Here is a 22,536-nt window from a genome sequence, read left to right on the forward strand (position 1 = left end):
GAAATTGCTCCCCATGTCTGCTCGTGTTTCCCTGCTCGCCGCCTTGCTGCTCAGCCTGCCCGCCTCCGCCGCCATCTATAAATGGGTGGATGAGAACGGCAAGGTGCAGTACAGCGACAAGCCGCCCCAGCAGCAAACCAAGCAGGGCACGACACGGCTGAACGAGCGTGGCATGGTGGTCGACAAGACCGAAGGCTATCTGACGCCCGAGCAGCGCGCTGTGAAGGAACAGGAACTGGCCAAGCAGCGTGAGCGTGAACAGAAGGAACTCGATGCGCGCCGGCGCGACAAGGCACTGCTGAATAGCTTCGCCAAGACCAGCGAAATCGACACCCTGCTGAATCGCAATCTGGAGCAGGTGCAGGCCGGCATCCAGTCCGACCGCTCGCGCCAGGAAGTGGTGCAGAAACGCCTGGATGAGTTCCAGGCCAAGGCCGACAAGCTGAGTGCGGCGAAAAAGCCGATCTCGGCCGACCTGCAGGAAAAGATCGACACCCGCAAGGCGGAAATCGCCAAGCTGCAGCAGGACATCAAGCAGAAGGAAGGCGAGGCGGCTCAGCTGCGCGAGCGCGCCGAGCAGGACAAGAAGCGTTTGATCGAACTACGCGGCCCGAGTGCCAAATAAAAAGCCGCCCTACGGGGCGGTTTTTTATTTAGCCAAGCCGGCGCCTCAGGCGGGCCAGAATGGGTAGTCGAAGCGCTGCAGCAAGGCCACCGTCTCTGCCAACGGCAGGCCGACCACGCCACTGAAGCTGCCGCGAATTTCCTCAATCAGCACCGCGCCCAGCCCCTGGGCGCCATAGCTGCCTGCCTTGTCGAGCGGCTCGCCGCTGGCTACATAGGCAGCAATCTCTGCAGCACTCAGCTGGCGAAAACGCACCATGCTGCAGGACAGCTGGTATTCACAACGCTGCCCATCGCTGATCGCCACCCCGGTCAGTACCTCGTGCGTGCTGCCCGACAGCTGGGCCAACATGGCGCGTGCATCGGCCGCGTCGATGGGCTTGCCCAAGATCTGCCCCTCCAGCGCCACCGTGGTATCGGCAGCCAGCAAGAGACGCGTAGGCAAGCCGGCTGCCTGGGCCGCAGCAATACCGGCCGCAGCCTTGGCACGCGCCAAGCGCTCCACATAGGGACGAGCCGCCTCACCGGGCAGCGGGGTTTCGTCGATTTCGCAGGCGATGCGCTCGAAGGGAATGCCAATCTGGCCAAGCAGCTCGCGCCGGCGCGGGCTGGCCGAGGCCAGGTAGATCAGGGGCTTGTCGGACATGGGCGATTTACTCGCGATGGTAGGGGTGACCTTGATTGATGGCCACGGCCCGGTACAGCTGCTCAGCCAGCAGCACGCGCACCATGCCATGAGGCATGGTCAGTGCCGACAGCTGCAAGAGCTCATCGGCCTGGCGCTTGATATCGGCATGCAGACCATCGGCCCCCCCGATCACGAAGGCCACATCGCCGCCTTCGCGCTGCCAGCCCTTGAGCTTGTCGGCCAGCTTCATCGTGGTCCAGTTGGCGCCGCGCTCATCGAGGACGATCTTGCGGCAACCGCTCGGTAGTGCAGCCAGAATGCGCTCGCGCTCGGTGTCCATGGCTTTTTCCACCGAGCTGCCGGCGCGCTGGCCGGGCTTGAGTTCGATCAGCTCGACCTGGGCCTCGCGCGGCATGCGCTTCACATACTCCCTGAAGCCGATCTCAACCCAGTCGGGCATCTTGTGCCCAACCGCGATGATGTAGAGCTTCATGCCTTGCCGGCAGGATCGTCATGCGCCTGGATGGCAGCTTCCCACGGACGGGTCGGGTTGAAGGTCGGCTTCTGGCCGCCCCACAACTGCTCGATATTGTAGTAATCGCGCACGGCCGGCAGCATCACATGGATGATCAGCGGGCCGGCATCGACCAGCACCCACTCGCCAGTCACATCGCCTTCCATGCCAAGAATCTCGGCACCGGCTTCCTTGAGCTTCTCGCGCGCGCTATTGGCCAGCGCCTTGACCTGGCGGTTGGAGTTACCGGAAGCAACGATCATGCATTCGAACATGGCGGTCAGCTTGGTGGTGTCGAGCACCAGGATGTCCTCGCCCTTGATGTCTTCCAGGGCGGCGACGGCGATATCGCGCATCTGCTCGATAGTGAGGTGTTGGGTCATATTATTTAGCGGCCTGATAAAGCAAATGCCGCCCGGCGTAATCGAGCACGGTATCGGGCAAGAGGTAGCGGGCAGAGTGCCCGGTGGCCAGTTGCGCCCGAATCGCGGTGCTGGAAATGGCGAGCGGCGTTGTTGGCAAAAGCGCGATTGTACCCGCATCGAGGGGGTCGGTCACGCTAAGTGTTTGAATTCTAGGCAGGACTTGCTCAGCCAGCTCAGGTGACGCCAGTTCTTTCCAACGCAGGAGATCGAAACCGGGCCGGCAGGCGACAGCAAGATGAGCCAGATCGAGCAGCTCGCGCCAGCGATGCCAGCGGTCGAGCGAGAGAAAACTGTCCGCACCGATCAGCCAACTGAGCTTCAGCTGAGGACCTAATTCGGCGCGCAGCTCGCACAGGCTGTCAAAGGTATAGGCCGGCCCGGAACGTTGCAGCTCGCGCGCATCCAGGCCCAGGCGCGGGTTGCCGGCAATCGCCAGCCGCACCATCTCCAGGCGCGCCACGTTGCCGGCCTGCAAGGCCTGGCGGTGCGGCGGATTGGCGGTGGGCAGGAGATCTACCCGGTTCAGCGCCAATAGATCGGCGAACTCCTCGGCAATGCGCAGATGCCCGTAGTGGATGGGATCAAAGCTGCCACCAAAGATGCCCAGGCGCATGCGCGCAACCTCAGATCGACTTTTCGAATTGCTTGACCAGGGCCTTGAGCGCCTTGGCGGTCTGCGACAGGCGCTCAGCCGAGGACGCCACATCGTGGGCCTCACGATTGTTCGCGTCGATGGTGCCCGCCATGCGCTCGATGGTATTCGCCACTTCCTCGGCGGCAGCCGATTGTTGCCGCAGCGTGTCGGCAATCTGCCCGGTCATCGCCACGGTGCGCTCGGACGCCTTGGCCACCGCCTCCAGATCGCGACTGGTCGCCTCGATGGCGGCCGTGCCATTCGCCACCTCGCTGACCGCGTCATCCATGGTCATCAGCGTGGCCTGGGTCACCATCTGGATATTGGTCACGTTATTGCTGATGTCCTGGGTGGACTGCGTGGTGCGCTCAGCCAGCTTGCGCACCTCGTCGGCCACCACGGCGAAGCCGCGGCCCGACTCACCGGCGCGCGCCGCTTCGATCGCGGCATTCAGGGCCAGCAGATTGGTCTGATCGGCGATTTCCTTGATAGTGCCGGTCATGCTGCCGATGCGGGCGACCGCCTGGTTCAGGTCATCCAGCGTGGAACGCGCCTCACCGACCACCTCAACGATGCGGCCGGTGGAGCTGCGGCTGGCCTGCATATTCGCTTCGCCCTCGCGTACGATCACCTTGGCCTGCTGCGCGCTCTCGGCGGTTTCCTGAGTAGCGCGGCTGATCTCGGTCACCGACACACTCATCTGCTCGGTGGCGGCACTCACCTGCATCGCCTGTTCCGACTGCATGCCGGTCTGCTTCGCCAGCGCTTCGGCCGATTGATCGAGATGCTGCGACTGATCAGCGATCTTGTGCGAGGTCGCCAGCACATCGGCAATCAACGCGCGCAGATGCACGGCCAGCGACTGCATGGACAGAATCATGTCGGAGAACTCGTCGGTCTTGTCCACCTTGAGCTGAAAACGGAAGTCACCTTCCTCGATACGCGCGATCGCGGTGCCCACTTTGCGCAGCGAGTTGGCGGCATTGCTGATCCACCAGCCACCGCCGATCAGGGCGGCCAGCGCCCCGAGCCCCGCCAGGCCCCAGATCACGCCGGCGCCGGCATCCAGGCTGGCAGCGAGGCCAGTCGCCAGATTGATCAGCGCCAGGAAGATAAAGGCCAGCCAGGCGCGCTGACTGAACGACAGCTGCTGCAACACGGTGCCACGTACCGTCGCCGGGAAGCTCGCACGCTTCTCGCGCACTTCGCGATACAGTGCCTCGGCGCGCGCCACCTCGCTGCGATCAGGTGCATTGCGCACCGACATATAACCGACCACCTGGCCACGTTCGCGCAGAGGCGTCACATAGGCCTCGACCCAGTAGAAGTCGCCATTCTTGCAGCGGTTCTTGACCAAGCCACGCCAGGGCAGCCCATCCTTGACCGTCTGCCACAGGTCGGCGAACGCCTCCTGGGGCATGTCCGGGTGGCGCACCACATTGTGCGACTTGCCCAGCAATTCCTCATGGCTGAAGCCGCTGATCTCCACGAAGGCCGGATTGGCATAGGTAATCACGCCAGCCAGATCGGTATGGGTCACGATCGGTTCGGCAGGCTTGAGGAAACGCTCAAGCTGAGTGACGGGCAGATTGGTCTTCATTTCTTCGTTTCTCTGAGAGATGGCAGGACAGGAAGGGCCGAACAGGACTCTTCAAGGTAGCCGAAAGCCTGCAGGGGCACAAACCGGCGGCAGAAATATAAACGCACGCCAGCGCGGCCGTTTTAGGCCGCTTGGCGTGCGTGAAAACCGCGCCGCGCGAGGTAATGAAGTAAATTCTAATGCACTAGGCGCGCACTTGCCCATCTCCCAGCACAATCCATTTCTGGCTAGTCAGCCCATCCAGCCCCACCGGCCCGCGCGCATGGATCTTATCAGTGGAGATACCGATCTCGGCACCCAGGCCATACTCGAAGCCATCAGCGAAGCGGGTCGAGGCATTCACCATCACGCTGGCCGAGTCGACCTCGCGCAGGAAGCGGCGCGCCTTGCTGTAGTTCTCGCTCACGATGGCATCGGTGTGATGGCTGCCGTACTCATTGATATGGGCAATCGCCGCATCCAGATCGTCCACCACGCGGATGGCCAGAATCGGCGCCAGGTATTCGGTGCGCCAGTCGTCCTCGCTGGCAGCCAACGCCGCCGGCACGATATCGCGCGTGCGAGGGCAGCCGCGCAACTCCACCCCCTTGGCGGCGTAAATGGCGGCCAAGGGCGGCAGGATCAGTTCGGCGACGTTCTCGTTCACCAGCAGGGTTTCCATCGTATTGCAGGTGCCATAACGGTGGGTCTTGGCGTTGTCGGCAATGCGCAGCGCCTTGTCCGGGTCGGCCTCGTCATCGATATACACATGGCAGATGCCATCCAGATGCTTGATCACCGGCACACGCGCTTCGCGGCTGATACGCTCGATCAGCCCCTTGCCGCCACGCGGCACGATCACGTCCACATACTCACTCATGGTGATTAGCTCACCGACCGCGGCACGGTCGGTGGTTTCCACCACCTGCACGGCCGCCTCAGGCAGGCCGGCGCTACGCAAGCCTTCCTTGACCAGCGCGGCAATCGCCTGATTGCAACGCGACGCCTCGGAGCCACCACGCAGAATGGCGGCATTGCCCGACTTCAAACACAGGCCAGCCGCATCCGCAGTCACATTCGGGCGCGCCTCGTAGATGATGCCGATCACGCCCAGGGGCACGCGCATCTTGCCGACCTGAATGCCGCTCGGGCGATAAGCAAAGTCGCTCATCTCGCCAACCGGGTCCGGCAGGCTGGCAATCTGACGCAGTCCCTCGGCCATGCTGGCCACGCCCTTGGGCGTCAGTGCCAAGCGGTCGAGCAGGGCAGCGTCGAGGCCGCCGGCGCGGGCGGCAGCGAGATCGGCCGCGTTGGCGGCCAGCAAAGCCTCGGCCTCGCGCTCAATGGCATCGGCAATCGCATTCAGCGCCGTGTTCTTGGCATTGGTGTCGGCACGGGCCATCAGGCGCGAAGCCTTGCGCGCGGCACGGCCGAGTTCATTCATGTATTGCTTGATATCCATCTGCGGCTCCATCCAGTCAGGCTCTGCAAACGATTCTGCCAGATTCGCCCCGCCCTTGTCGGACCGAATCGGCACGTTTATATTCGCCTGCGATTGGGCCGATAGCTCAGCTGGGAGAGCGCCGCGTTCGCAATGCGGAGGTCGGGAGTTCGATCCTCCTTCGGTCCACATTCCCGATTCGCGCTGCAGCCGCAGCGCTTGCCGCGCACTGCGATCAGCGCGCAGCCGATACGCCATCCGGCACCGTGGGCGCCGTCTGCTCATCCAGATCGAACCACAGGCTGGCGATCAGCCCCGGCTGTGCATCATCAAGCTGCAAGCGCCCGTGATGGGCTTCGCTGATCGCGCGCACCAGACTCAGCCCCAGGCCGCTGCCTGCGGTGCTGCGACTTTCGTCCAGACGCACGAAGGGCTGCAGCACCCGTTCGCGGTCAGCGGCAGCAATACCGACACCATGGTCCCGTACGCTCAGATGGGCAGCCTGTAGGCTGACTTCGATATCGCCCCCGCCATGCCGGAGCGCGTTTTCCAGCAGATTGGCCACCGCCTGGAACAGCAGATCGCGGTCCACGCTGCGCCGGCAGCTGGTGCCGGTAAAGCGGATCTGCCGCCCTGCCGCCTCGGCCATCGGCTCGTATAGCGCAACGGCATCGCCGATCAGCTCAACCATATCCACCGTCTCCAGGTGCAGCGGATAGGCGCCCGCTTCCAGTCGCCCCAGGCGCAGCACGGCCTGGAAGATGCGCAGGATCTGATCGATATCGGCGGTCAGCCCCTCCAGGCGTTGGCGGGTTTCCGGGTTGTCGGTCGTTTCAGCCAGCACTTCCAGCTCATTGCGCAGACGGCTGATCGGGTGACGCAAGTCGTGGGCAATCGCGCTGGAAGTCGAGCGCGCGTGCTGCATCAGCGCTTCGACCTGATCGAGCATCAGATTCAGCTGGCCGATCAGCGCTTCGATTTCATCGCGGCGCCGGCCTTGCGGAATGCGCTCGTCCAGATGACCGCGGCGGATGCGCTCGGCAGTCGCGGTAATACGGCCCAAACGCCGCCTTTGCAAGCGGGTGAATGCCCAACCGCCCGCCACCGAGGCAAATAGGAAAGTCGTGACCAGCACCGCGTAGTTGCGCCACAGATGCCGACCGACGTTCTCGAACACCGCGCGCCGCCCCACCAAGAGGCGCTGGTCGGCATACAGCAGAAACACCACCGCCACCACGGTGTCGCCGCTGATCGGGTCGATGAATTGCAGCGAACTCTCATCCTCGGCGCTGACGGCGGAAGGCCAGGCCGGCAGATTACCGGCCAGCTTCTTGCCCTTGGCATCGGTCAGCAGATAGACCGCGACCGGCTCATTGCCGCTCGAATCAACATTGGCATTCGCACGTGCCGTCACCACCTCGGTCAGCGCCTTACGGCCCTGCAGCTGGTAGATGGTTTCCAGCAGGGTGGTTTCTTCACGTAGCGCCGCCTGGAACTCGGCAATCATCACGCCCTGGGTTTCGCGGTAGCTGATCAGGGCAAACACCGTCACCCCACCCAAGGCGAGGGCGGACAGGCCAATGATGAACCAGGTGTAATAGCTGATGCGCATGGCGCGCACACGTGCGGGTTTACTGTTCGGCATTGCCAAGCCGGTAGCCGGCACCACGCACGGTCTGCAGCAGGCTGAGCATATCGGGCAGATCGATCTTGGCGCGCAGCTTGCTCATATGCACATCGATCACATTGGTGCCCGGGTCGAAATGGTAGTCCCACACCGCTTCCAGCAACATGGTGCGGGTCACCACCTGGCCGGCGTGCCGCATCAGATATTCCAGCAGCTGGTACTCGCGCGGCTGCAGCTCAACCGGCTGGCCGGCGCGCCGCACAGTGCGGCTCAGGCGGTTGAGTTCCAGATCGGCCACGCGCAGCAGGTGCGGATCGGCTTCGGCCTGGCTGCCACCGCGCCGGGTCACGGCATCCAGGCGGGCCAGCAGTTCAATGGTGGAAAACGGTTTGACCAGGTAATCGTCGCCGCCGGCACGCAGGCCATCGACACGGTCATCGATCTCACCCAAGGCGGACAGGATGACCACCGGAATACGGATCTCCGAGGCACGCAGTGTGCGCAAGATGGTCAGGCCATCCACCTTGGGCAGCATGCGATCCAGAATGATCGCGTCATAGGGTTCGGTTGTGGCCAGGAATAGGCCTTCCTTGCCATCGGGCGCATGATCGGTGGCATGGCCGGCTTCACGCAGCGCTTTCAGGATAAACGCCGCGGTATCCAGCTGGTCTTCGATCAGCAAGAGGCGCATGACTCAAGCGCTTCCATTCGCCGCCGGAGGCGGCACGGGCGTTTCCGGGGTATCAGGCCAGGGCAGCAGCTCGGCCACATAGCCCTTGCGCGCCTTGCTGTAGCGTTTCTTCAGCTTCTCGTCCGGTAGGGTCAGCGCCAGGATGGTGCAACGCTTGTCGTCCAGCTGCACCCGGTCCTTGCCAATCTTGATATGGCGGCGGTCGGTGGTCACGCTGATCGCGCGCGCGCGTTTCAGGCCATCGCAGCCGTAGGAAAGCGACAGCTGCCAGACCTCTTCCTTGCCAGTCCATAGCAGTAGGTTCTGGTCGTCTAGCGGCTGCCAGCCGAACAGCTTGGCCACGCGAATCTGCTGGCGGCTGCTGGCGCTGGGCGGCGTCTGCGGCTCATCCGCAACCTGGGCGAGGCTCGGGGTGGCGCTTGCCAGCAAGGCCAGACTGGCAGAAACAGCCAATAGCAAAGACGTGGCACGGGGCACGCGTGCTCTCCTAGGCGGCGTCGGGGTATTCATTGGCGTATTTTGCACGAGCGGCATGCGAGGCGGGAGACGGATAAGTGGCGGCGGCAAGAAAGCGCGCACGCTGGCAACACAAGGGGGCTGGATATTACTCGACATCCGGCCGGGTAGAACAACAGGCAAAAAAATGGGGGGCTGGCTCCCCAACCCCCGAATGCTCGTTGCTACGGGGTGAATAGTAGGGCCCGGCGGCTTGCCCGCCCATGAAGGAAAAATTAAGAGAAATTAATGTTGGCCGCACAGCTTGCGCCGTGCATGTGCCGTCAAGCGTTGCCAACCGCAGTTGCACGGCCTGGCCAGCCAAGGTACATAAGGTTTCTTCATCGGCCGGCCAAGGTATTGCACGTGAATCCCAGCACCTTACAGATCATCGGCGCCGCACTGTTTGCGATTGCGCTGCTGCATACGTTTTCGACCAAGTTCTTCGAGCAGCAGGCGCAGCGCCGTCCCAATCATGCCGGCCTGTGGCATCTGCTTGGCGAAGTCGAGGTAGTGTTCGGCTTCTGGGCCATGGTGCTCATGCTGTGCATGTTCGCCCTACAGGGCAAGGCAGCCGCCACCCACTATATCGATACGCGCAACTTCACCGAGCCGATGTTCGTCTTCGCCATCATGGTGATTGCCGGCACACGGCCGGTACTGCAGTGTGCGACCTTTTGCGTGCAAGCGGTGGCGCGCTTCATTCCCTTGCCGGGCAAGCTCGCGCATTACTTCGTGGTATTGGCCCTGGTGCCGCTGCTCGGCTCCTTTATCACCGAACCGGCGGCGATGACCCTGGCCGCGCTGATGCTGCGCGATCGCTACCTTGGGCAGGCGGTATCGACCAAGTTCAAATACGTGACCCTGGGTGTGCTGTTCGTGAACATCTCCATCGGCGGCACGCTGACCCCCTTCGCCGCCCCGCCGGTGCTGATGGTGGCCAGCAAATGGAACTGGGATATCTGGTTCATGATCTCCACCTTCGGCTGGAAAGCCGGCCTCGCGGTCGTGTTCAACGCACTGTCAGCCACCTTGCTATTCCGCCGCGAGCTGGCCGGCCTGCCCGTCGCCACTGCTACCGATGCTGCCGCCAGCCGGGTTCCAGCCGTGCTGATCCTGATCCACCTGCTGTTTATGCTCGGCGTGGTGGTCTTCGCCCACCATCCGGCCATCTTCATGTCGCTGCTGCTGTTCTTCCTGGGTGTTGCCCATGCTTACGAGCGCTACCAGGACAGGCTGATCCTGCGCGAAGGCCTGCTGGTGGCCTTCTTCCTGGCTGGCCTCGTGGTCTTGGGCGGCCAGCAGCAATGGTGGCTGCAGCCGCTGCTGATGGGTATGAGTACCGATGCGGTCTATTTTGGTGCCACCGTGCTGACAGCGATCACCGACAATGCCGCGCTCACCTATCTGGGTTCGCTGGTGGAGGGCCTGACGCCGGAATTCCAGTACGCGCTGGTGTCCGGTGCAGTCACCGGCGGCGGGTTGACGATTATTGCCAATGCCCCCAATCCAGCCGGGGCCGCCATCTTGCGCGACAAGTTCGAGGATGGCGCCGTGCACCCACTCGGTCTGCTGATCGCCGCCCTACCGCCCACGGTGGTGGCGGTGCTGGCCTTCCGTCTGCTGTAAGCCAGTACGGCATGACTAAAGTAGGGCGACTGACTTGATCTGCGCCCATACCGGCATGCCTGGCTGCAGCTGCAGCGTGGCGCAGGAATAGCGGGTGATGCGCGCCAAGAGCTGGCTAGCACCGAGCGTGAGCTGCACCAGCACATGGGCGGGATGATTGGCCGGGCGTATCGCCTGCACCACGGCGGGCAGGCGATTCAGGATGCTGACTGCTGCATCAGCTTGCAGGGCCAGGCTCACATCACGCGCCAGAATGCGTACACGGCGCCGCCTCGTGCTTGTGGGCGATCCGGCCGGCACCAGCAGCTGGCCGCCGGCAAAGCCCAGCCGCAGCAGCTGGTATTCGGCCAACTCTTCCTGCAGCTCGGTCTCCAGCACCACGCCCAGCTCCTCATCCAGCCAAGCGGGCAGATCGGTACGCGACAGCACCTCGGACAGCCCACCCTGCGCCAGCAGCTTGCCCTCGGCCAACAGCAGCAAGTGGTCGGCCAGGCGGCTGACCTCGTCCAGCGCATGGGTGATGTAGACCAGGGGCAGGGTTAGTTCCTGCTGCAGGCGGCTGAGCAGGGGCAAGATTTCCTGCTTGCGCACCAGATCGAGTGCCGCCAGCGGCTCGTCCAGCAGGAGCAGCTCGGGCGAGGTCAGTAGCGCGCGGCCTATCGCCACGCGTTGACGCTCGCCGCCCGACAGCGTGCTGCTGCGCCGCGCCAGCAGCGGCCCGAGGTCCAGCAGATCCACGATCTGATCCCAGGCCAGACGCCGTGCCGCTGCCGGCGTGCGCTGGTAGCCGAAAGCCAGATTGGCGCGCACATCCAGATGCGGGAAGAGGCGGGCATCCTGGAACACCATGCCGATGCTGCGCTGATGGGCAGGCAGACACCGACCCTGGGCGCTATCCAGCCAGCACTGCGTACCAAACTGCAGGCGGCCACGCACGCCCTGCTCCAGGCCGGCCAAGCAGCGCAATAGCGTGCTCTTGCCAGCGCCGGACGGACCGAACAACACGCTCACGCCCTGTGCCGGCAAGCTGAAGTGCGCATCGAGCTGAAAGCCCGGCAGGGCGAGCTGGATATCGGCCTGCAAGCTCATGCAGCACTCCTGCGCCGGTTCAACAGCTGCACCGCCAGCAGCACCAGGAAGCTGAACAGCAGCAGGCCGCCTGCCAGCCAATGCGCTTGTGCATATTCGAGCGCCTCGACCCGGTCATAAAGCTGTACCGAGATCAGCCGGGTCTCATGCGGGATATTGCCGCCTATCATCAGCACCACCCCGAATTCACCCACGGTATGGGCAAAGCTCATCACCGCCGCGGTGAGCAGACCGGGCCGGGCCAGCGGCAAGACCACGCTGAAGAAGGTATCGCGCGGCGAGGCACGCAAGGTAGCCGCCGCCTCCAAGGGCCCTGCGCCAATGGCCTGAAAGGCCTGTTGCAGCGGCTGCACGGCAAAGGGCAGCGAGTAGATCAGGGAGGCGAGCAGCAGGCCGCCAAAGGTGAAGGGCAGCAGGCCCAAGCCCAGCGCCTGAGTCAGCTGGCCGATCGGCCCCTGGCTGCCCAGTGCCAGCAATAGATAGAAGCCGAGCACCGTAGGCGGCAGCACCAGCGGCAGGGTGACCACCGCAGCGATCAGCTTGCTGGCCAGGCTCTGGCTGCGCGCCAGCCACCAGGCCAACGGCGTGGCCAAGATCAGCAAGATCACCGTCGTCAAGGCGGCCAGTTTGGCGGTCAGCCAGATGGCCGCCCAATCGTCGCCGCTCAGCAGCATGGCGCTGGCCTAGTTGGCATAGCCGAAGCCGCGGATCTGCGCCTGTACCGGCACGCTGCGCAGATAGGCGAGCAGGGCCCGGGCCGCCGGCTTGTCGCGCCCTGGCAGCAGCAGGACTGCATCCTGGCGGATCGGTTGATGCAGCCTGGCCGGCACGCGCCACAAAGAGCCGGCAGTGGCTTGGCTATCGGCTTGCACCTGGGATAGCGCCACGAAGCCGAGTTCCGCCGCGCCGCTGGCCACGAATTGGTAGGTATGGGCGATGTTCTCGCCACTCACCAGCTTGCCGGCCAGGCTATCGGCTAGGCCAAGCGACTGCAGAGTCTCCTGGGCGGCGCGCCCATAGGGGGCGAGCTTGGGATTGGCGATGGCTAGGTGGCGGAAGGCATTGCCCTTCAGCACCGCACCCTGTGCATCGACTAGGCCGGGCTTGGTGCTCCACAGCACCAATTGACCGATCGCATAGGTGAAGCGGCTGCCGGGCACCGCCAGTTGTTCGTTCTCCAGGCGCAGGGGGATTTCGTCGTCGGCCGACAGCAGCACATCGAACGGCGCGCCATTGCGGATCTGCGCATAGAACTTGCCGCTGGAACCGCTGGACAGCAGCAGCTGATGGCCACTCTGCTGCTGGAAACGCGCCGCCAGCTGCTGCATGGGTGCGTGGAAATTGGCGGCCACCGCCACATTGACGGTATCAGCCTGCGCGGCAAGCGCGGTGCTGAGCAGCAGAAAAGGTAGTAGGCGTAACACGATGAACTCCGCAGCAGGGGACAGCGCCAGCATGGCCTGTCTGCCCGAATTAGCGCAAATTCAGGCCGGGCGCACCATCCACTGGAAGGTGTAGATACCCGCCGCTGTCATCAGGAAGGAGCCGAGCATATGTAGGCCCGCGGTGGCCAGCGCCCAGGCCATCTGGCCCTTGAGCAGCATGCCGACCACTTCGGCGGAGAAGGTGGAGAAGGTGGTCAGTCCGCCCAGAAAGCCGGTAATGGCGAACAGCCGCCACTCGGGCGCCAGGCTGGCATGGCTGGTGAAAAAGGCCAGCGCCAAGCCAACCAGATAGCCGCCGACCAGATTGGCGGCCAGCGTGCCCAGCGGCAGCTGCGGCGCCAGCGGATTCAGCCACAGGCTAAGTCCCCAGCGCCCCAGCGCCCCGAACGAGGCCCCCAGCGTAATGGCGGCAATCGCCCAGCCCATCAGCCCTTCCCCCGCTTAGGCGCGTGGACGCTTGACCACCTGTACGCCCAGTTGCTTGAGCTTGCGGTACAGATGCGTGCGCTCCAGGCCCACCTTATCGGCCACGCGGCTCATATTGCCGCCCTCCTGGCCGATGTGGTGCTCGAAGTAAGCGCGCTCGAACTCATCACGCGCATCGCGCAGTGGCTGTTCGAAATTAAACTGCGGACCACTGACGGTGACGGTCTGCGCGCGCGGCGGCGAGAACTGCGCGAGCACACGGCTGACCGGCACCGCATCGATATCGCTCTCGGTCGAAGTCAGCGCCAGGCTTTTGACGATATTGTGCAACTGCTCGTGATTGCCCGGCCAATCATGCTGGCGCAGCGCATTCAGGGCCGCCGAGGCAAAACGACGCGGGCCGATCTTGTTCGACTCCACCACACTGGCCAGGATGTGCTCGGCCAGCTCGGGAATATCATCGCGATGCTCGCGCAGCGCCGGCAGCGGCACCACCAGCTGGGATAGATAGGTAAACAGGCCCGGATCGAAGCGGTCGATCAGCTCGGGCAGGCTTTTCGAGGTGGCGCAGATCAGGCGCACATTGTGTTTTTCCAGCTTGGGCAGGAGGCTGACCAGGGCCACCTGCGCGCGCCGTTCGTAATGGCCGATATCGCGCAGGAACAGCGTGCCATTGGCCGCGCGCGACACCAGGTCCGCGCCGCTTTCCACAATCGCATCCTGGCTGTCCGGCGCCACAAAGGCCGCGGTCGGCGCGGTCAGGTAGCGCGCACAGGCCACGAAGCCGCTGCCCGGCTCGCCGGTCAGCAGCAAGGGCAGGGCCAGATTCTGGGCCTGATCGAGCTGCTTCTTCAGAATCAGCACCAGCGGGCTTTTGCCCAGCGCCGCCAGTGAGTTCTCCGCCACCTTGGGCTGGACCTCACCGTGCTTGAGCGCGCGCTTCACCGTGGCCAGCAGCTTTTGCAGGCCGATCGGCTTTTCCAGGAAATCGAAAGCGCCGATGCGGGTCGCCTCGACCGCGGTATCGATGGTGGCATGACCCGACATCATCACCACCGGCATGGTCAGCTGACCATTACTGCCCCACTCCTTGAGCAGGGTGACCCCGTCGGTATCGGGCATCCAGATATCCAGCAGCACCAAGGCGGGACGGCCCTGGTTGCGGTACTGGCGCGCCTGCTTGGCATTTTCCGCCACAACAACGCGGTAACCCTCGTCCTGCAGAATTTCCGACAACAACTCGCGAATACCGATTTCGTCGTCAACGATCAGAATATCGTTACTACCCACGCGCGCTCTCCCCAGATGCTATTTGCGTATCGGTTTCTGCCAGAGGCAGGTCGATCCGCACGCATGCGCCGTGCGGATCGACATTGAATGCTGCAATCTGGCCGTGGTGTTCGTCGATGATCTTCTTCACCACAGCCAGCCCCAGACCCGTGCCCTTGAGCTTGGTCGTTGCATAAGGCTCGAATATACGTTGTAAAATCGCCTCATCAAAGCCCGGACCGTTGTCTTCTACCGACAATCGTACCGTGTTCTTGCGCTGTTCGGTACGCAGTCGAATGCGCGCCAGCATATCGCCACTGGCCGCTTCCTGGGCATTCTTCAGCAGGTTGTGCACAACCTGGCGCAGCTGGGTCACGTCGGCCATCACCCAGAGCGGGCCCTCGCCCACATCTTCGCGCTCGATCGGCGCGGTTTCGTACAGCACCAGCACCTCGTTGAGCAGCGCGCGCACATCCACCGGCGCCAGCACGGCCGAGGGCTGGCGCGCGTATTCGCGGAACTCGTCCACCATGCGTTTGAGCGCGCCGACCTGGGCCACGATGGTCTGGGTGGAGCGGGTCAATACATTGCGCCCGGTCTCATCGAGCTGATCGGTCAGCTTGTGCTCAAGGCGCTCGGCCGCCAGCTGGATAGGCGTGAGCGGATTGCGGATCTCGTGCGCGAGGCGCTTGGCCACCTCGCCCCAGGCCGCATCGCGCTGATTGCGCAGCAGCTCGGTCACATCATCGAACACCACCACCGCCCCGCCCGGATTGTCCGCAGCCTCGAACAGCTTGGCGCCACGCACCAGCAGGACGCGCTTGCTGCCATCGAAGCTCACCTCCAGCTGGCGCTGCCATTCGCCGTTATTCTCCTCAAACGCCGCCAGCAGGCCCTGGGCGAAACCAGCCAGGTGCGGATAGCTATCGGGCCAGTCGGGTAGGCGCATCACGTCCAAGAGGCCGATCTCGGCATGCAGGATGCTGGTCGCGCTCAGATTGGCCGCGCGCAAGCGCCAGCGCTCGTCGAAGGTCAGCACGCCGGCAGTCAGGCTGCCCAGCACGGTTTCCAGATAGGCCTTGGCGGCAGTGGTCTCCTGCTGCTTCTGTTCAAGCTGGTCGCGCGCTTCGGCCAGCTGGCGTGTCATGCGGTTGAAGCTATGGGTCAGCGTGCCCAGCTCATCCTGGCTGACCACCGGCTGCACCTGCGAATAATCGCCCTGCGCCACCGCGCGCGTACCGGCCGCCAGCACGGTCAGCGGCGCGGCCAGTTTTTCGGACAGATACATACCCAGCACCACCGCGGCTAGCAGGGCCAGCAATAGGGCCAGGGTCAGGGTCAGGCCGTAATTGAGCTTGAGGCCGCTGCGCGATAGCGATAGCTGCTTATAGGCATTGCGCACCTCCTCGACCTTCTCGGCATCCTCGGCCAGCTTCTTTGGCACCGGCTGAATCAGTTGCAGCGCACGCGTCTCGGGGCCAAAGCTGACCCGGCTGCTGTAGTTGGGATTGACCGGCACGATCACGCGCAGGCTCAGGCCATAGTCGGGCGTGGACTCCAGCGCGCGGTAGGGCAGCTGGGCCAGCACCTGCTTGAGGATAGCGCGCTCGGGCACCAGCGGCACCGGGTTGGCGAACTCATCGCCGACATGGCCGATCACGCGGCCGCGCGCATCGAACAGGCTGATTTCCTGCACATTGGCCTGTTCACGCAGGCGGGTCAGTGCCGCCAGCGCCTCGGAATCGAAATCGCCGGCCAGCTCGCCCGACATCACGCGTGCCTTTTGCATCAGGTCGTCGAGCGAATAATCGAGCGCGCGGCTGCCCAGGCTCAGGCCGCTGTCCAGCGCATTGTCCACCCGCACATCGAACCAGGTTTCGATCGACTTGGTGAGGAACTGCACCGAGAGCGTGTAGACGAGTGCGCCAGGCAGCACCGCCACCAGGGCGAACATCAGCGTCAGCCGCCAGGCCAGGCGTGAACCGAACAGGCGTGCCGAGACCTGCTTGCGCAGCCGTAGCAGGCGGGTGATCACCAGGCCGGTCAGGCCGGCGGCCATCAGGGCATTCAGCCCGACCAGCCATTCATAGTACTGGCCGAACACGGTGGTATTGCTGCTGGCAGTGGCCAGCAGGAACAGCAGGATGGCGGCCAGGGAACCCAGCAGCACCAGGGTGTTACGCATCGGCATGTGGGGTCAGCAAGGTCCGGGCAAGAAAGGGATGGGACGCGCGGCTAAGGTTGCGCGCTGAATTCTACCGTGCTCGGCACCGAGCCGAGTTTCCACTCGGCATCGCCCAGCAGGCTCAGCTGCAGCGGTTTGGGCAGGCTGGCGGTATCGAGACGCATGGACAGCTGGCCGGCAAAGCGGCTATCGAGCTTGCGGGTAATCGTGCCGCGCTCGGCTACGCGCCAGTCGCGCACCACGCCCAGCGCGCGCAGCGCCTCGCTCAGCGTGTCATAGCTTTGATAGAGGGTGCCGACGCCAACCCGGTAAGTGCGGGTCAGGCTGTGATAGGAGAGCTTGAAGTCGAGCCGTGCACTCGGGTCGAACCAGTCGGCCACCCGGCGCCAAGCCCAGTACCAGCGCGGCTGGGTCAGGGTGAATTCCACCGCGAAGGTCAGGGGTACACCCGATAGCAGGGCATTTTCGTGATTGCTGTCCAGGCTGACCCGAAAACGGGCATCGATGCTCAGCCGACCATCCTGCTCGATGCCCTCACTGCTTTCCAAAACAATGCCGCTGGCGCAGGCCTGGGCCAGCATCAGGCAGGCACACAGGCGCATCAGCCAGCGGGCGATCTCAAGTCTTGGCAAGCAGCGCGTAAAAAAAGCCATCGTGGCGGTCGTTGGGCAGCAATTGGCCACTGGCCGGTAAGTCTGCCGGCAGCACTCGCTGCCGGGCATCGGGATGTCTTTGCAGGAACTCGCTGATCTGTGCCTGGTTTTCCTCGGGAAACACCGAGCAAGTCGCGTAAAGCAGTGTACCACCGGGCTTTAGACAGCCCCACAATGCATCCAGCATACCGGCCTGTTGCGTGGCAAATTGCGCAAAATCCTCCGGGCGACGCAGCCATTTGATGTCCGGATGGCGGCGTGCCACCCCGGCTGCCGAGCAGGGCACATCGGCCAGAATGCGATCGAACGGTTGGCCATCCCACCAGTCGGCCGGCTTGGCCGCATCGCCCTGCTTGAGCGTGGCGCGCAGGCCCAGCCGGTCCAGATTCGCCTGCACGCGTTGCAGGCGCACCGCGTCCACATCGAGGCCGGTCAGCGCGATATCGGCCCGCTCGAGCAGATGGCCGGTCTTGCCGCCCGGTGCGCAGCAGGCGTCCAGCACGCGCATGCCGTCACGCACATCCAGCAGCTCGGCCGCGTATTGCGCGCCGATATCCTGTACCGAGCACAGTCCGTCGAAGAAGCCAGGCAGCTGATCGACCGGCACCGGCTTATCGAGGCGCAGGCCGGCGCTGCCCAAGGCCTCGGCTGCGATGCCGACGGCGAGCAGCCGCGCCAGGTATTCGTCACGGCTGAGCCGGCGGGTGTTCACCCGCACGCTCATGGGCGGATGCTGGTTATTGGCGCGCAGGATGCTGGTCCAGGCCTGTGGATAGGCACGCCGCATGGCGGCCACCCACCAGCCGGGATGATTCCAGCGCGCACGCTCGTCCTTGGCTGCAGCGGCCAGCAGTTCATCCTTCTGGCGCAGGAAGTTGCGCAGCACGGCATTGACCATGCCCTTGGCGAAGCCGCCGTTCAGCTGGCTGGCCACCTTGACTGCATGGTCGACCACCGCATAGGGCGCCGCGCGCCCCCAGGCCAGCTGCGCCACGCCGGTGACCAGCAGTGCACGCACGGCCGGGTCGGTGTCCGGGCGCTTGAGCAGCTGACGCAGGACATGGTCAATCTCGCCATAGTGGCGCAGGGCGGTGTAACTGATGTCCTGGATGGCCGCGCGCTGGCGTGGCTCGAGTTCGCCGTGCTGCTGACGCTGACGAGCCAGCACATCGGACAGATTCCGGCCGGCCAGTACGGCAAGCACCGCTTCGCTGGCAAGACGCTGACTCAAAAGCATGATGGAGTTCCCACGGGGGCGCCATGACGCCCGGTTGGTATAAACAGAGAAATGCGCAATCAGCGCAACACTTCACCGACCTGCAGCTTGCCGCCGGCCAGGAAGTCGCGCGCTGACAGGCGCTTGCCGCCGGGGCGCTGCAACTCGGTCAGGCGCACCGCGCCGCTACCGGCTGCCACCAGCACACCCTGCGCATCGGCGGCCAGCACCGTGCCCGGTGCGCCGCTGCCCGCCGCCAACTCACCCGACCAACACTTGATCAGGGTTTCGCCCTGCAGGGTGGTGCAGCCGGGGAACGGATCGAAAGCATGCAGGCGGCGAACGATCTGCTCGGCCGGCCACTGCCAGTCTATGGCCGCCTCATCCTTGCGGATCTTCTCGGCATAGGTCACGCCGTCGGCGGGCTGCGGCTGGGCGCCGGCCTGCAAGGTCGGCAAATCCGCCAGCGCCGCAACGATGGCATAGGCGCCGGTCTCGGCCAGCTTGTCGTGCAGGCTGCGACTGCTGTCCTCGGCGCTGATCGGCACAATGTGCTTGCTTAGCATGGCGCCGGTATCGAGGCCGGCATCCATCTGCATGATGGTGATGCCGGTCTCGGCATCGCCGGCCTGGATTGCGCGCTGGATAGGTGCAGCACCACGCCAGCGCGGCAGTAGCGAGGCATGGATATTCAGGCAGCCCAGGCGCGGCAAATCGAGCACCCGCTGCGGCAGGATGATGCCGTAGGCCGCCACCACCATGACATCGACCTCGATCGCCGCTACCGGCGCCTGCTGCTCGGGCGTGCGCAACTTTTCCGGCTGGTAGACCGCAATGCCGTGCTGCTGCGCCAGCTGCTTGACCGGCGAGGCGAGCAGCTTCATGCCGCGTCCGGCCGGCCGGTCGGGCTGGGTCAGCACCAAGGCAATGTCATGCCCAGCATCCAGCAGCGCCTGCAAGGCTGCTGCGGCAAAATCCGGCGTACCGGCGAAAATTAGTTTCATGGTGGCGCGTATTCCCAGATAAACCGCGAGCGGCAATCACAAAAACAAGAAGGCCGACCACCTGGCCGGCCGATGCATGCCAAGCAGGCAAGCGCTTACATATTCTTGCGCTGATTCTTTTTCAGCTTGTTCAGAATGCGGCTTTGCTTGAGGCGCGACAGCTTTTCCACGAATACCTTGCCATCGAGATGGTCGATTTCATGCTGGATACAGATCGCCAGCAGGCCATCGGCCTCGAGCCGGAAAGGCTGGCCGTTGCGATCGAGCGCCTCCACAACGATATGGCTGGCGCGCTCGACTTCCTCGTAAATACCGGGCACCGACAAGCAGCCTTCTTCATAGGTGGTATGCCCGTCCGCTTCCACAATGCGCGGATTGATAAAGGCACGCAGGGCGGTTTTATCTTCGCTGATATCCACAATCAGCAGGCGCAAATGCACATCGACCTGCGTGGCCGCCAGGCCTATGCCGGGGCAGGCATACATGGTCTCGGCCATATCGTCGATCAGGGTACGGATTTGATCGTCGACTTTTTCCACCGGCTTGGCGACTTTATGCAAACGCTCGTCCGGGTAATGCAGGATATTCAGGATCGCCATAATTTCTTGCTAGCTTAGGTATTTGAATGCAGAATTTGAACCATTGGTTTAAATGCACTCGGCATAAATGCCGGTTTAAGCTGCGGTCAAACAAGGACTTAGATAATGCCCCCGTCAGCAACTCGTACTTCGCTCATTTCCCGCCTGGTAACTGGCGCCATTATAGCCCTTAGCATGGCCGTCCCGGCCATTGCCGATGAGCTACGCATGCAGGAAAACGCGCCTGAGCGCTATGTCGTCGTCAAGGGCGACACCCTGTGGGATATCTCCGGCAAATTCCTCAAGGATCCGTGGCGCTGGCCGCAAATCTGGAATATGAACCGCGACGAGATCAAGGATCCGCACTGGATTTATCCCGGTGATGTGATCGTGCTCGACACCAGCGGCGGCTCACCGCGCCTGCGCCTATTAGGCAATGAGAAGAACGACGGCCTGCGCTCGCGCATGAAGCTCGATCCGCGCATCCGCATCACCCAGTTCGAATCGCAGGCCGCGGCCACCATTCCCCCGCATGCCATCGAGCCCTATCTGGCCAAGCCACTGATCGTGGACGAGCAGGAGTTCAAGAACGCTCCGCGCGTGGCCCTGGGTCCGGACAACCGCGTGGTGATGAGCACCGGTGACAAGCTGTACGCGGTCGGCCTGAGCGGCGAGCGTGGCGCGACCTGGCAGGTGTTCCATGGTGGCAAGGAAATGCGTGATCCCGACACCAAGGAAGTGCTCGGCTACGAAGTGAGCTTTGTGGGTGAAGCCGATGCGCGCGAGGTCGGTGAGGTCAGTACCTTGCAGGTGCAGAAGATCCATCAGGAGATTTCCATCCACGATCGGCTGATCCTCAAGCCACGCCGCGAGTTCCCCAACTATGTACCGCGCGTCCCGGATACCGAGGTGCGCGGCAAGGTGATCTCCACCTATGGCGGCGTGAACGATGCCGGCCCCTACACCACCGTGGTGATCAACCGCGGTGAGCGCGATGGCGTGGTCAATGGCCATGTGCTGCAGGCCTTCAAGGCACCGCGCGCCGTGGTAAAGGAAAATAAGGGCGAGGACACCAAGCTGACCCCGGCCGAGAAGAATGGCTTCGTGCTCATCTATCGCGTCTTCCCCAAGCTGTCCTACGGCCTGGTGTTGAACAGCAATGAGCCGGTCAATCTGCTCGACGAAGTACGCAAGCCCTAAGTAGTTAGCAAGCAGCAAGACCGGACCGGGGTACGAGCGCACTGCGCCGATACCCCGGCCAAGCCTGAGGGGGATGGCATGCGCGATGGCGATAGCGAGGCATGGCTGAGATTGATGCTGGTGCCCGGTCTCGGCCCCGCTTATGCGCTACGCCTCCTGTCCGCCCTTGGCTCCCCCAGCCAGGTTCTGCACGCCAGTGCGAGTACGCTCGCGCAGTTCATCCCCACCAAGCTCGCCCAGACCCTGAAGCAAGGGCCGGATGACGCGCAGCTGCAGCTCAGCCTGCAGTGGCTGACTGCCGCAGAAAACCGCCTGCTGACCCTGGCCGACGCCGACTATCCGCCCCGCCTGCTCGAAATCGCCGATCCACCGCCGCTACTCTATATAAAGGGCGAGGCTGGCCTGCTGACGCGCCCAAGCCTGGGTGTGGTCGGCAGTCGCAATGCCACGCCGCAAGGCATCCAGAATGCTGAAGCCTTCGCGCGCGAACTATCGCAGCGCGGCTGGTGCATTGCCTCCGGCCTCGCGCTCGGCATCGATACCGCCGCACACCGCGGTGGGCTGGCCGGCCCCGGCTCGACCATCGCGGTCGTCGGTACCGGCCTCGACATCGTCTACCCAGCACGTAACCACGCACTCGCGCATGAGATTGCCAAAGCCGGCGTGATCATTTCCGAGTTCCCGCTCCGCACCCAGGCCAAGCCCGGCCACTTCCCACGCCGTAACCGCATCATCTCGGGTCTGGCGCGCGGCGTGCTGGTGGTGGAGGCCGCCTTGCAAAGCGGTTCGCTGATCACCGCGCGCGAAGCCGCCGAGCAGGGGCGTGAGGTGTTCGCCATCCCGGGCTCCATCCATTCGCCCCTGGCCAAGGGCTGCCACCAGCTGATCAAGCAGGGGGCCAAGCTGGTGGAAACCGCGGCCGACATCCTGGAGGAATTGGGCGAGCCTGCCTGCACGCCCGGCCCGGTTTTTAGCGGCGCCATGGAAAGCCCACCCGAAGACCCGCAAAGCGCGGCCCTGCTAGCGGCGCTTGGGCATGACCCACTCGATATCGACACGCTGACCCAGCGTGCTGGCTTGACGCCTGAGCAGAGCTACGCGATGCTGTTGACGCTGGAGCTGGAAGGCCAAGTGGCCCGCCTGCCCGGTGGTCGCTACCAGCGACTGGCCTGAAACGCGCCACA

23 protein-coding genes and 1 tRNA gene are annotated in these 22,536 nt (G+C 63.9%); 5 read left to right on the forward strand and 19 right to left on the reverse strand.

Going from position 1 to position 22,536, the window contains the following annotated elements:
• Positions 1–13 precede the first annotated feature (13 nt).
• The gene (locus tag BT173_RS00155; protein WP_072426599.1) at positions 14–625 is read left to right on the forward strand and encodes a DUF4124 domain-containing protein; all 612 of its coding nucleotides are present in this window, start codon (positions 14–16) and stop codon (positions 623–625) included.
• A gap of 45 nt (positions 626–670) precedes the next feature.
• Here BT173_RS00155 and BT173_RS00160 read toward each other — a convergent pair whose 3' ends face one another.
• The 6 genes from BT173_RS00160 to BT173_RS00185 all read right to left on the reverse strand — a co-directional run bounded on the left by BT173_RS00160 (position 671) and on the right by BT173_RS00185 (position 5,866).
• A complete protein-coding gene (locus tag BT173_RS00160) occupies positions 671–1,270 on the reverse strand; it encodes a Maf family protein (protein WP_072426600.1) in 600 nt (199 codons plus the stop codon).
• Positions 1,271–1,277: 7 nt separating this feature from the next.
• Positions 1,278–1,745 carry a 23S rRNA (pseudouridine(1915)-N(3))-methyltransferase RlmH gene (gene rlmH, locus BT173_RS00165; RefSeq protein ID WP_072426601.1) on the reverse strand — a complete coding sequence of 156 codons (468 nt, stop codon included), beginning with the start codon at positions 1,743–1,745 and terminating at the stop codon, positions 1,278–1,280.
• On the reverse strand, positions 1,742–2,149 hold the full coding sequence (gene rsfS / locus BT173_RS00170) for a ribosome silencing factor (RefSeq protein ID WP_072426602.1): 408 nt from the start codon (positions 2,147–2,149) through the stop codon (positions 1,742–1,744). Before rsfS ends, rlmH begins: the two co-directional genes overlap by 4 nt.
• Position 2,150: 1 nt before the next feature.
• Positions 2,151–2,804, reverse strand: coding sequence for a nicotinate-nucleotide adenylyltransferase (nadD, locus tag BT173_RS00175; RefSeq protein WP_072426603.1), 654 nt, complete (start codon positions 2,802–2,804; stop codon positions 2,151–2,153).
• Positions 2,805–2,814: 10 nt separating this feature from the next.
• The gene (locus BT173_RS00180; RefSeq protein ID WP_072426604.1) at positions 2,815–4,425 is read right to left on the reverse strand and encodes a methyl-accepting chemotaxis protein; all 1,611 of its coding nucleotides are present in this window, start codon (positions 4,423–4,425) and stop codon (positions 2,815–2,817) included.
• A 184-nt stretch (positions 4,426–4,609) separates the two neighbouring features.
• Positions 4,610–5,866, reverse strand: a complete 1,257-nt coding sequence (locus BT173_RS00185) for a glutamate-5-semialdehyde dehydrogenase (protein ID WP_072426930.1) — start codon at positions 5,864–5,866, stop codon at positions 4,610–4,612.
• Between the two features lie 95 nt (positions 5,867–5,961).
• Here BT173_RS00185 and BT173_RS00190 point away from each other — a divergent pair.
• Positions 5,962–6,034 (forward strand) — tRNA-Ala (locus tag BT173_RS00190).
• 46 nt (positions 6,035–6,080) lie between these two features.
• Here BT173_RS00190 and BT173_RS00195 read toward each other — a convergent pair.
• The 3 genes from BT173_RS00195 to BT173_RS00205 are packed head-to-tail and all read right to left on the reverse strand — an operon-like array spanning position 6,081 to position 8,640.
• Positions 6,081–7,490, reverse strand: a complete 1,410-nt coding sequence (locus tag BT173_RS00195; protein WP_084657994.1) for a sensor histidine kinase — start codon at positions 7,488–7,490, stop codon at positions 6,081–6,083.
• Positions 7,477–8,163 carry a response regulator transcription factor gene (locus tag BT173_RS00200; RefSeq protein ID WP_072426606.1) on the reverse strand — a complete coding sequence of 229 codons (687 nt, stop codon included), beginning with the start codon at positions 8,161–8,163 and terminating at the stop codon, positions 7,477–7,479. Before BT173_RS00200 ends, BT173_RS00195 begins: the two co-directional genes overlap by 14 nt.
• 3 nt (positions 8,164–8,166) lie before the next feature.
• Positions 8,167–8,640, reverse strand: coding sequence for a DUF6491 family protein (locus BT173_RS00205; protein ID WP_139255972.1), 474 nt, complete (start codon positions 8,638–8,640; stop codon positions 8,167–8,169).
• A 384-nt stretch (positions 8,641–9,024) separates the two neighbouring features.
• Between BT173_RS00205 and BT173_RS00210 the strand changes: the two genes are divergently transcribed.
• Positions 9,025–10,287 carry a putative Na+/H+ antiporter gene (locus BT173_RS00210; protein WP_072426608.1) on the forward strand — a complete coding sequence of 421 codons (1,263 nt, stop codon included), beginning with the start codon at positions 9,025–9,027 and terminating at the stop codon, positions 10,285–10,287.
• Positions 10,288–10,302: 15 nt separating this feature from the next.
• On the opposite strand, the gene modC is transcribed toward BT173_RS00210, so the two are convergent.
• From modC to def, 10 genes are all read right to left on the reverse strand, one after another.
• Entirely contained in the window at positions 10,303–11,376 is a 1,074-nt protein-coding gene (gene modC / locus BT173_RS00215; protein WP_072426609.1) for a molybdenum ABC transporter ATP-binding protein, read from the reverse strand.
• Complete coding sequence (gene modB, locus BT173_RS00220; RefSeq protein ID WP_072426610.1) at positions 11,373–12,050, reverse strand: molybdate ABC transporter permease subunit; 678 nt, start codon at positions 12,048–12,050, stop codon at positions 11,373–11,375. The genes modC and modB overlap by 4 nt, the downstream gene beginning before the upstream one ends.
• Positions 12,051–12,059: 9 nt before the next feature.
• On the reverse strand, positions 12,060–12,833 hold the full coding sequence (modA, locus tag BT173_RS00225; protein WP_072426611.1) for a molybdate ABC transporter substrate-binding protein: 774 nt from the start codon (positions 12,831–12,833) through the stop codon (positions 12,060–12,062).
• Positions 12,834–12,860: 27 nt separating this feature from the next.
• On the reverse strand, positions 12,861–13,247 hold the full coding sequence (crcB, locus tag BT173_RS00230; RefSeq protein WP_072426612.1) for a fluoride efflux transporter CrcB: 387 nt from the start codon (positions 13,245–13,247) through the stop codon (positions 12,861–12,863).
• A 15-nt stretch (positions 13,248–13,262) separates the two neighbouring features.
• A complete protein-coding gene (locus tag BT173_RS19970; RefSeq protein ID WP_072426613.1) occupies positions 13,263–14,537 on the reverse strand; it encodes a sigma-54-dependent transcriptional regulator in 1,275 nt (424 codons plus the stop codon).
• Positions 14,530–16,707, reverse strand: coding sequence for a sensor histidine kinase (locus tag BT173_RS00240; protein WP_217651368.1), 2,178 nt, complete (start codon positions 16,705–16,707; stop codon positions 14,530–14,532). Before BT173_RS00240 ends, BT173_RS19970 begins: the two co-directional genes overlap by 8 nt.
• A 44-nt stretch (positions 16,708–16,751) precedes the next feature.
• Positions 16,752–17,354: a DUF4390 domain-containing protein gene (locus tag BT173_RS00245; protein WP_072426614.1), complete on the reverse strand. Its 603-nt coding sequence runs from the start codon at positions 17,352–17,354 to the stop codon at positions 16,752–16,754.
• Entirely contained in the window at positions 17,320–18,591 is a 1,272-nt protein-coding gene (gene rsmB, locus BT173_RS00250; RefSeq protein ID WP_072426615.1) for a 16S rRNA (cytosine(967)-C(5))-methyltransferase RsmB, read from the reverse strand. Before rsmB ends, BT173_RS00245 begins: the two co-directional genes overlap by 35 nt.
• A gap of 59 nt (positions 18,592–18,650) precedes the next feature.
• A complete protein-coding gene (gene fmt, locus BT173_RS00255) occupies positions 18,651–19,574 on the reverse strand; it encodes a methionyl-tRNA formyltransferase (protein ID WP_072426616.1) in 924 nt (307 codons plus the stop codon).
• A gap of 95 nt (positions 19,575–19,669) precedes the next feature.
• Complete coding sequence (def, locus tag BT173_RS00260) at positions 19,670–20,173, reverse strand: peptide deformylase (RefSeq protein WP_072426617.1); 504 nt, start codon at positions 20,171–20,173, stop codon at positions 19,670–19,672.
• Positions 20,174–20,347: 174 nt separating this feature from the next.
• Here def and BT173_RS00265 point away from each other — a divergent pair, with 174 nt between their 5' ends.
• Together BT173_RS00265 and dprA are read left to right on the forward strand one after the other, a co-directional pair.
• Positions 20,348–21,352, forward strand: coding sequence for a LysM peptidoglycan-binding domain-containing protein (locus tag BT173_RS00265; protein WP_072426618.1), 1,005 nt, complete (start codon positions 20,348–20,350; stop codon positions 21,350–21,352).
• Between the two features lie 78 nt (positions 21,353–21,430).
• Positions 21,431–22,525: a DNA-processing protein DprA gene (dprA, locus tag BT173_RS00270; protein ID WP_072426619.1), complete on the forward strand. Its 1,095-nt coding sequence runs from the start codon at positions 21,431–21,433 to the stop codon at positions 22,523–22,525.
• Positions 22,526–22,536: the final 11 nt, after the last annotated feature.

This window comes from Chitinimonas taiwanensis DSM 18899 (assembly GCF_900119825.1).
Lineage (GTDB): Bacteria > Pseudomonadota > Gammaproteobacteria > Burkholderiales > Chitinimonadaceae > Chitinimonas > Chitinimonas taiwanensis.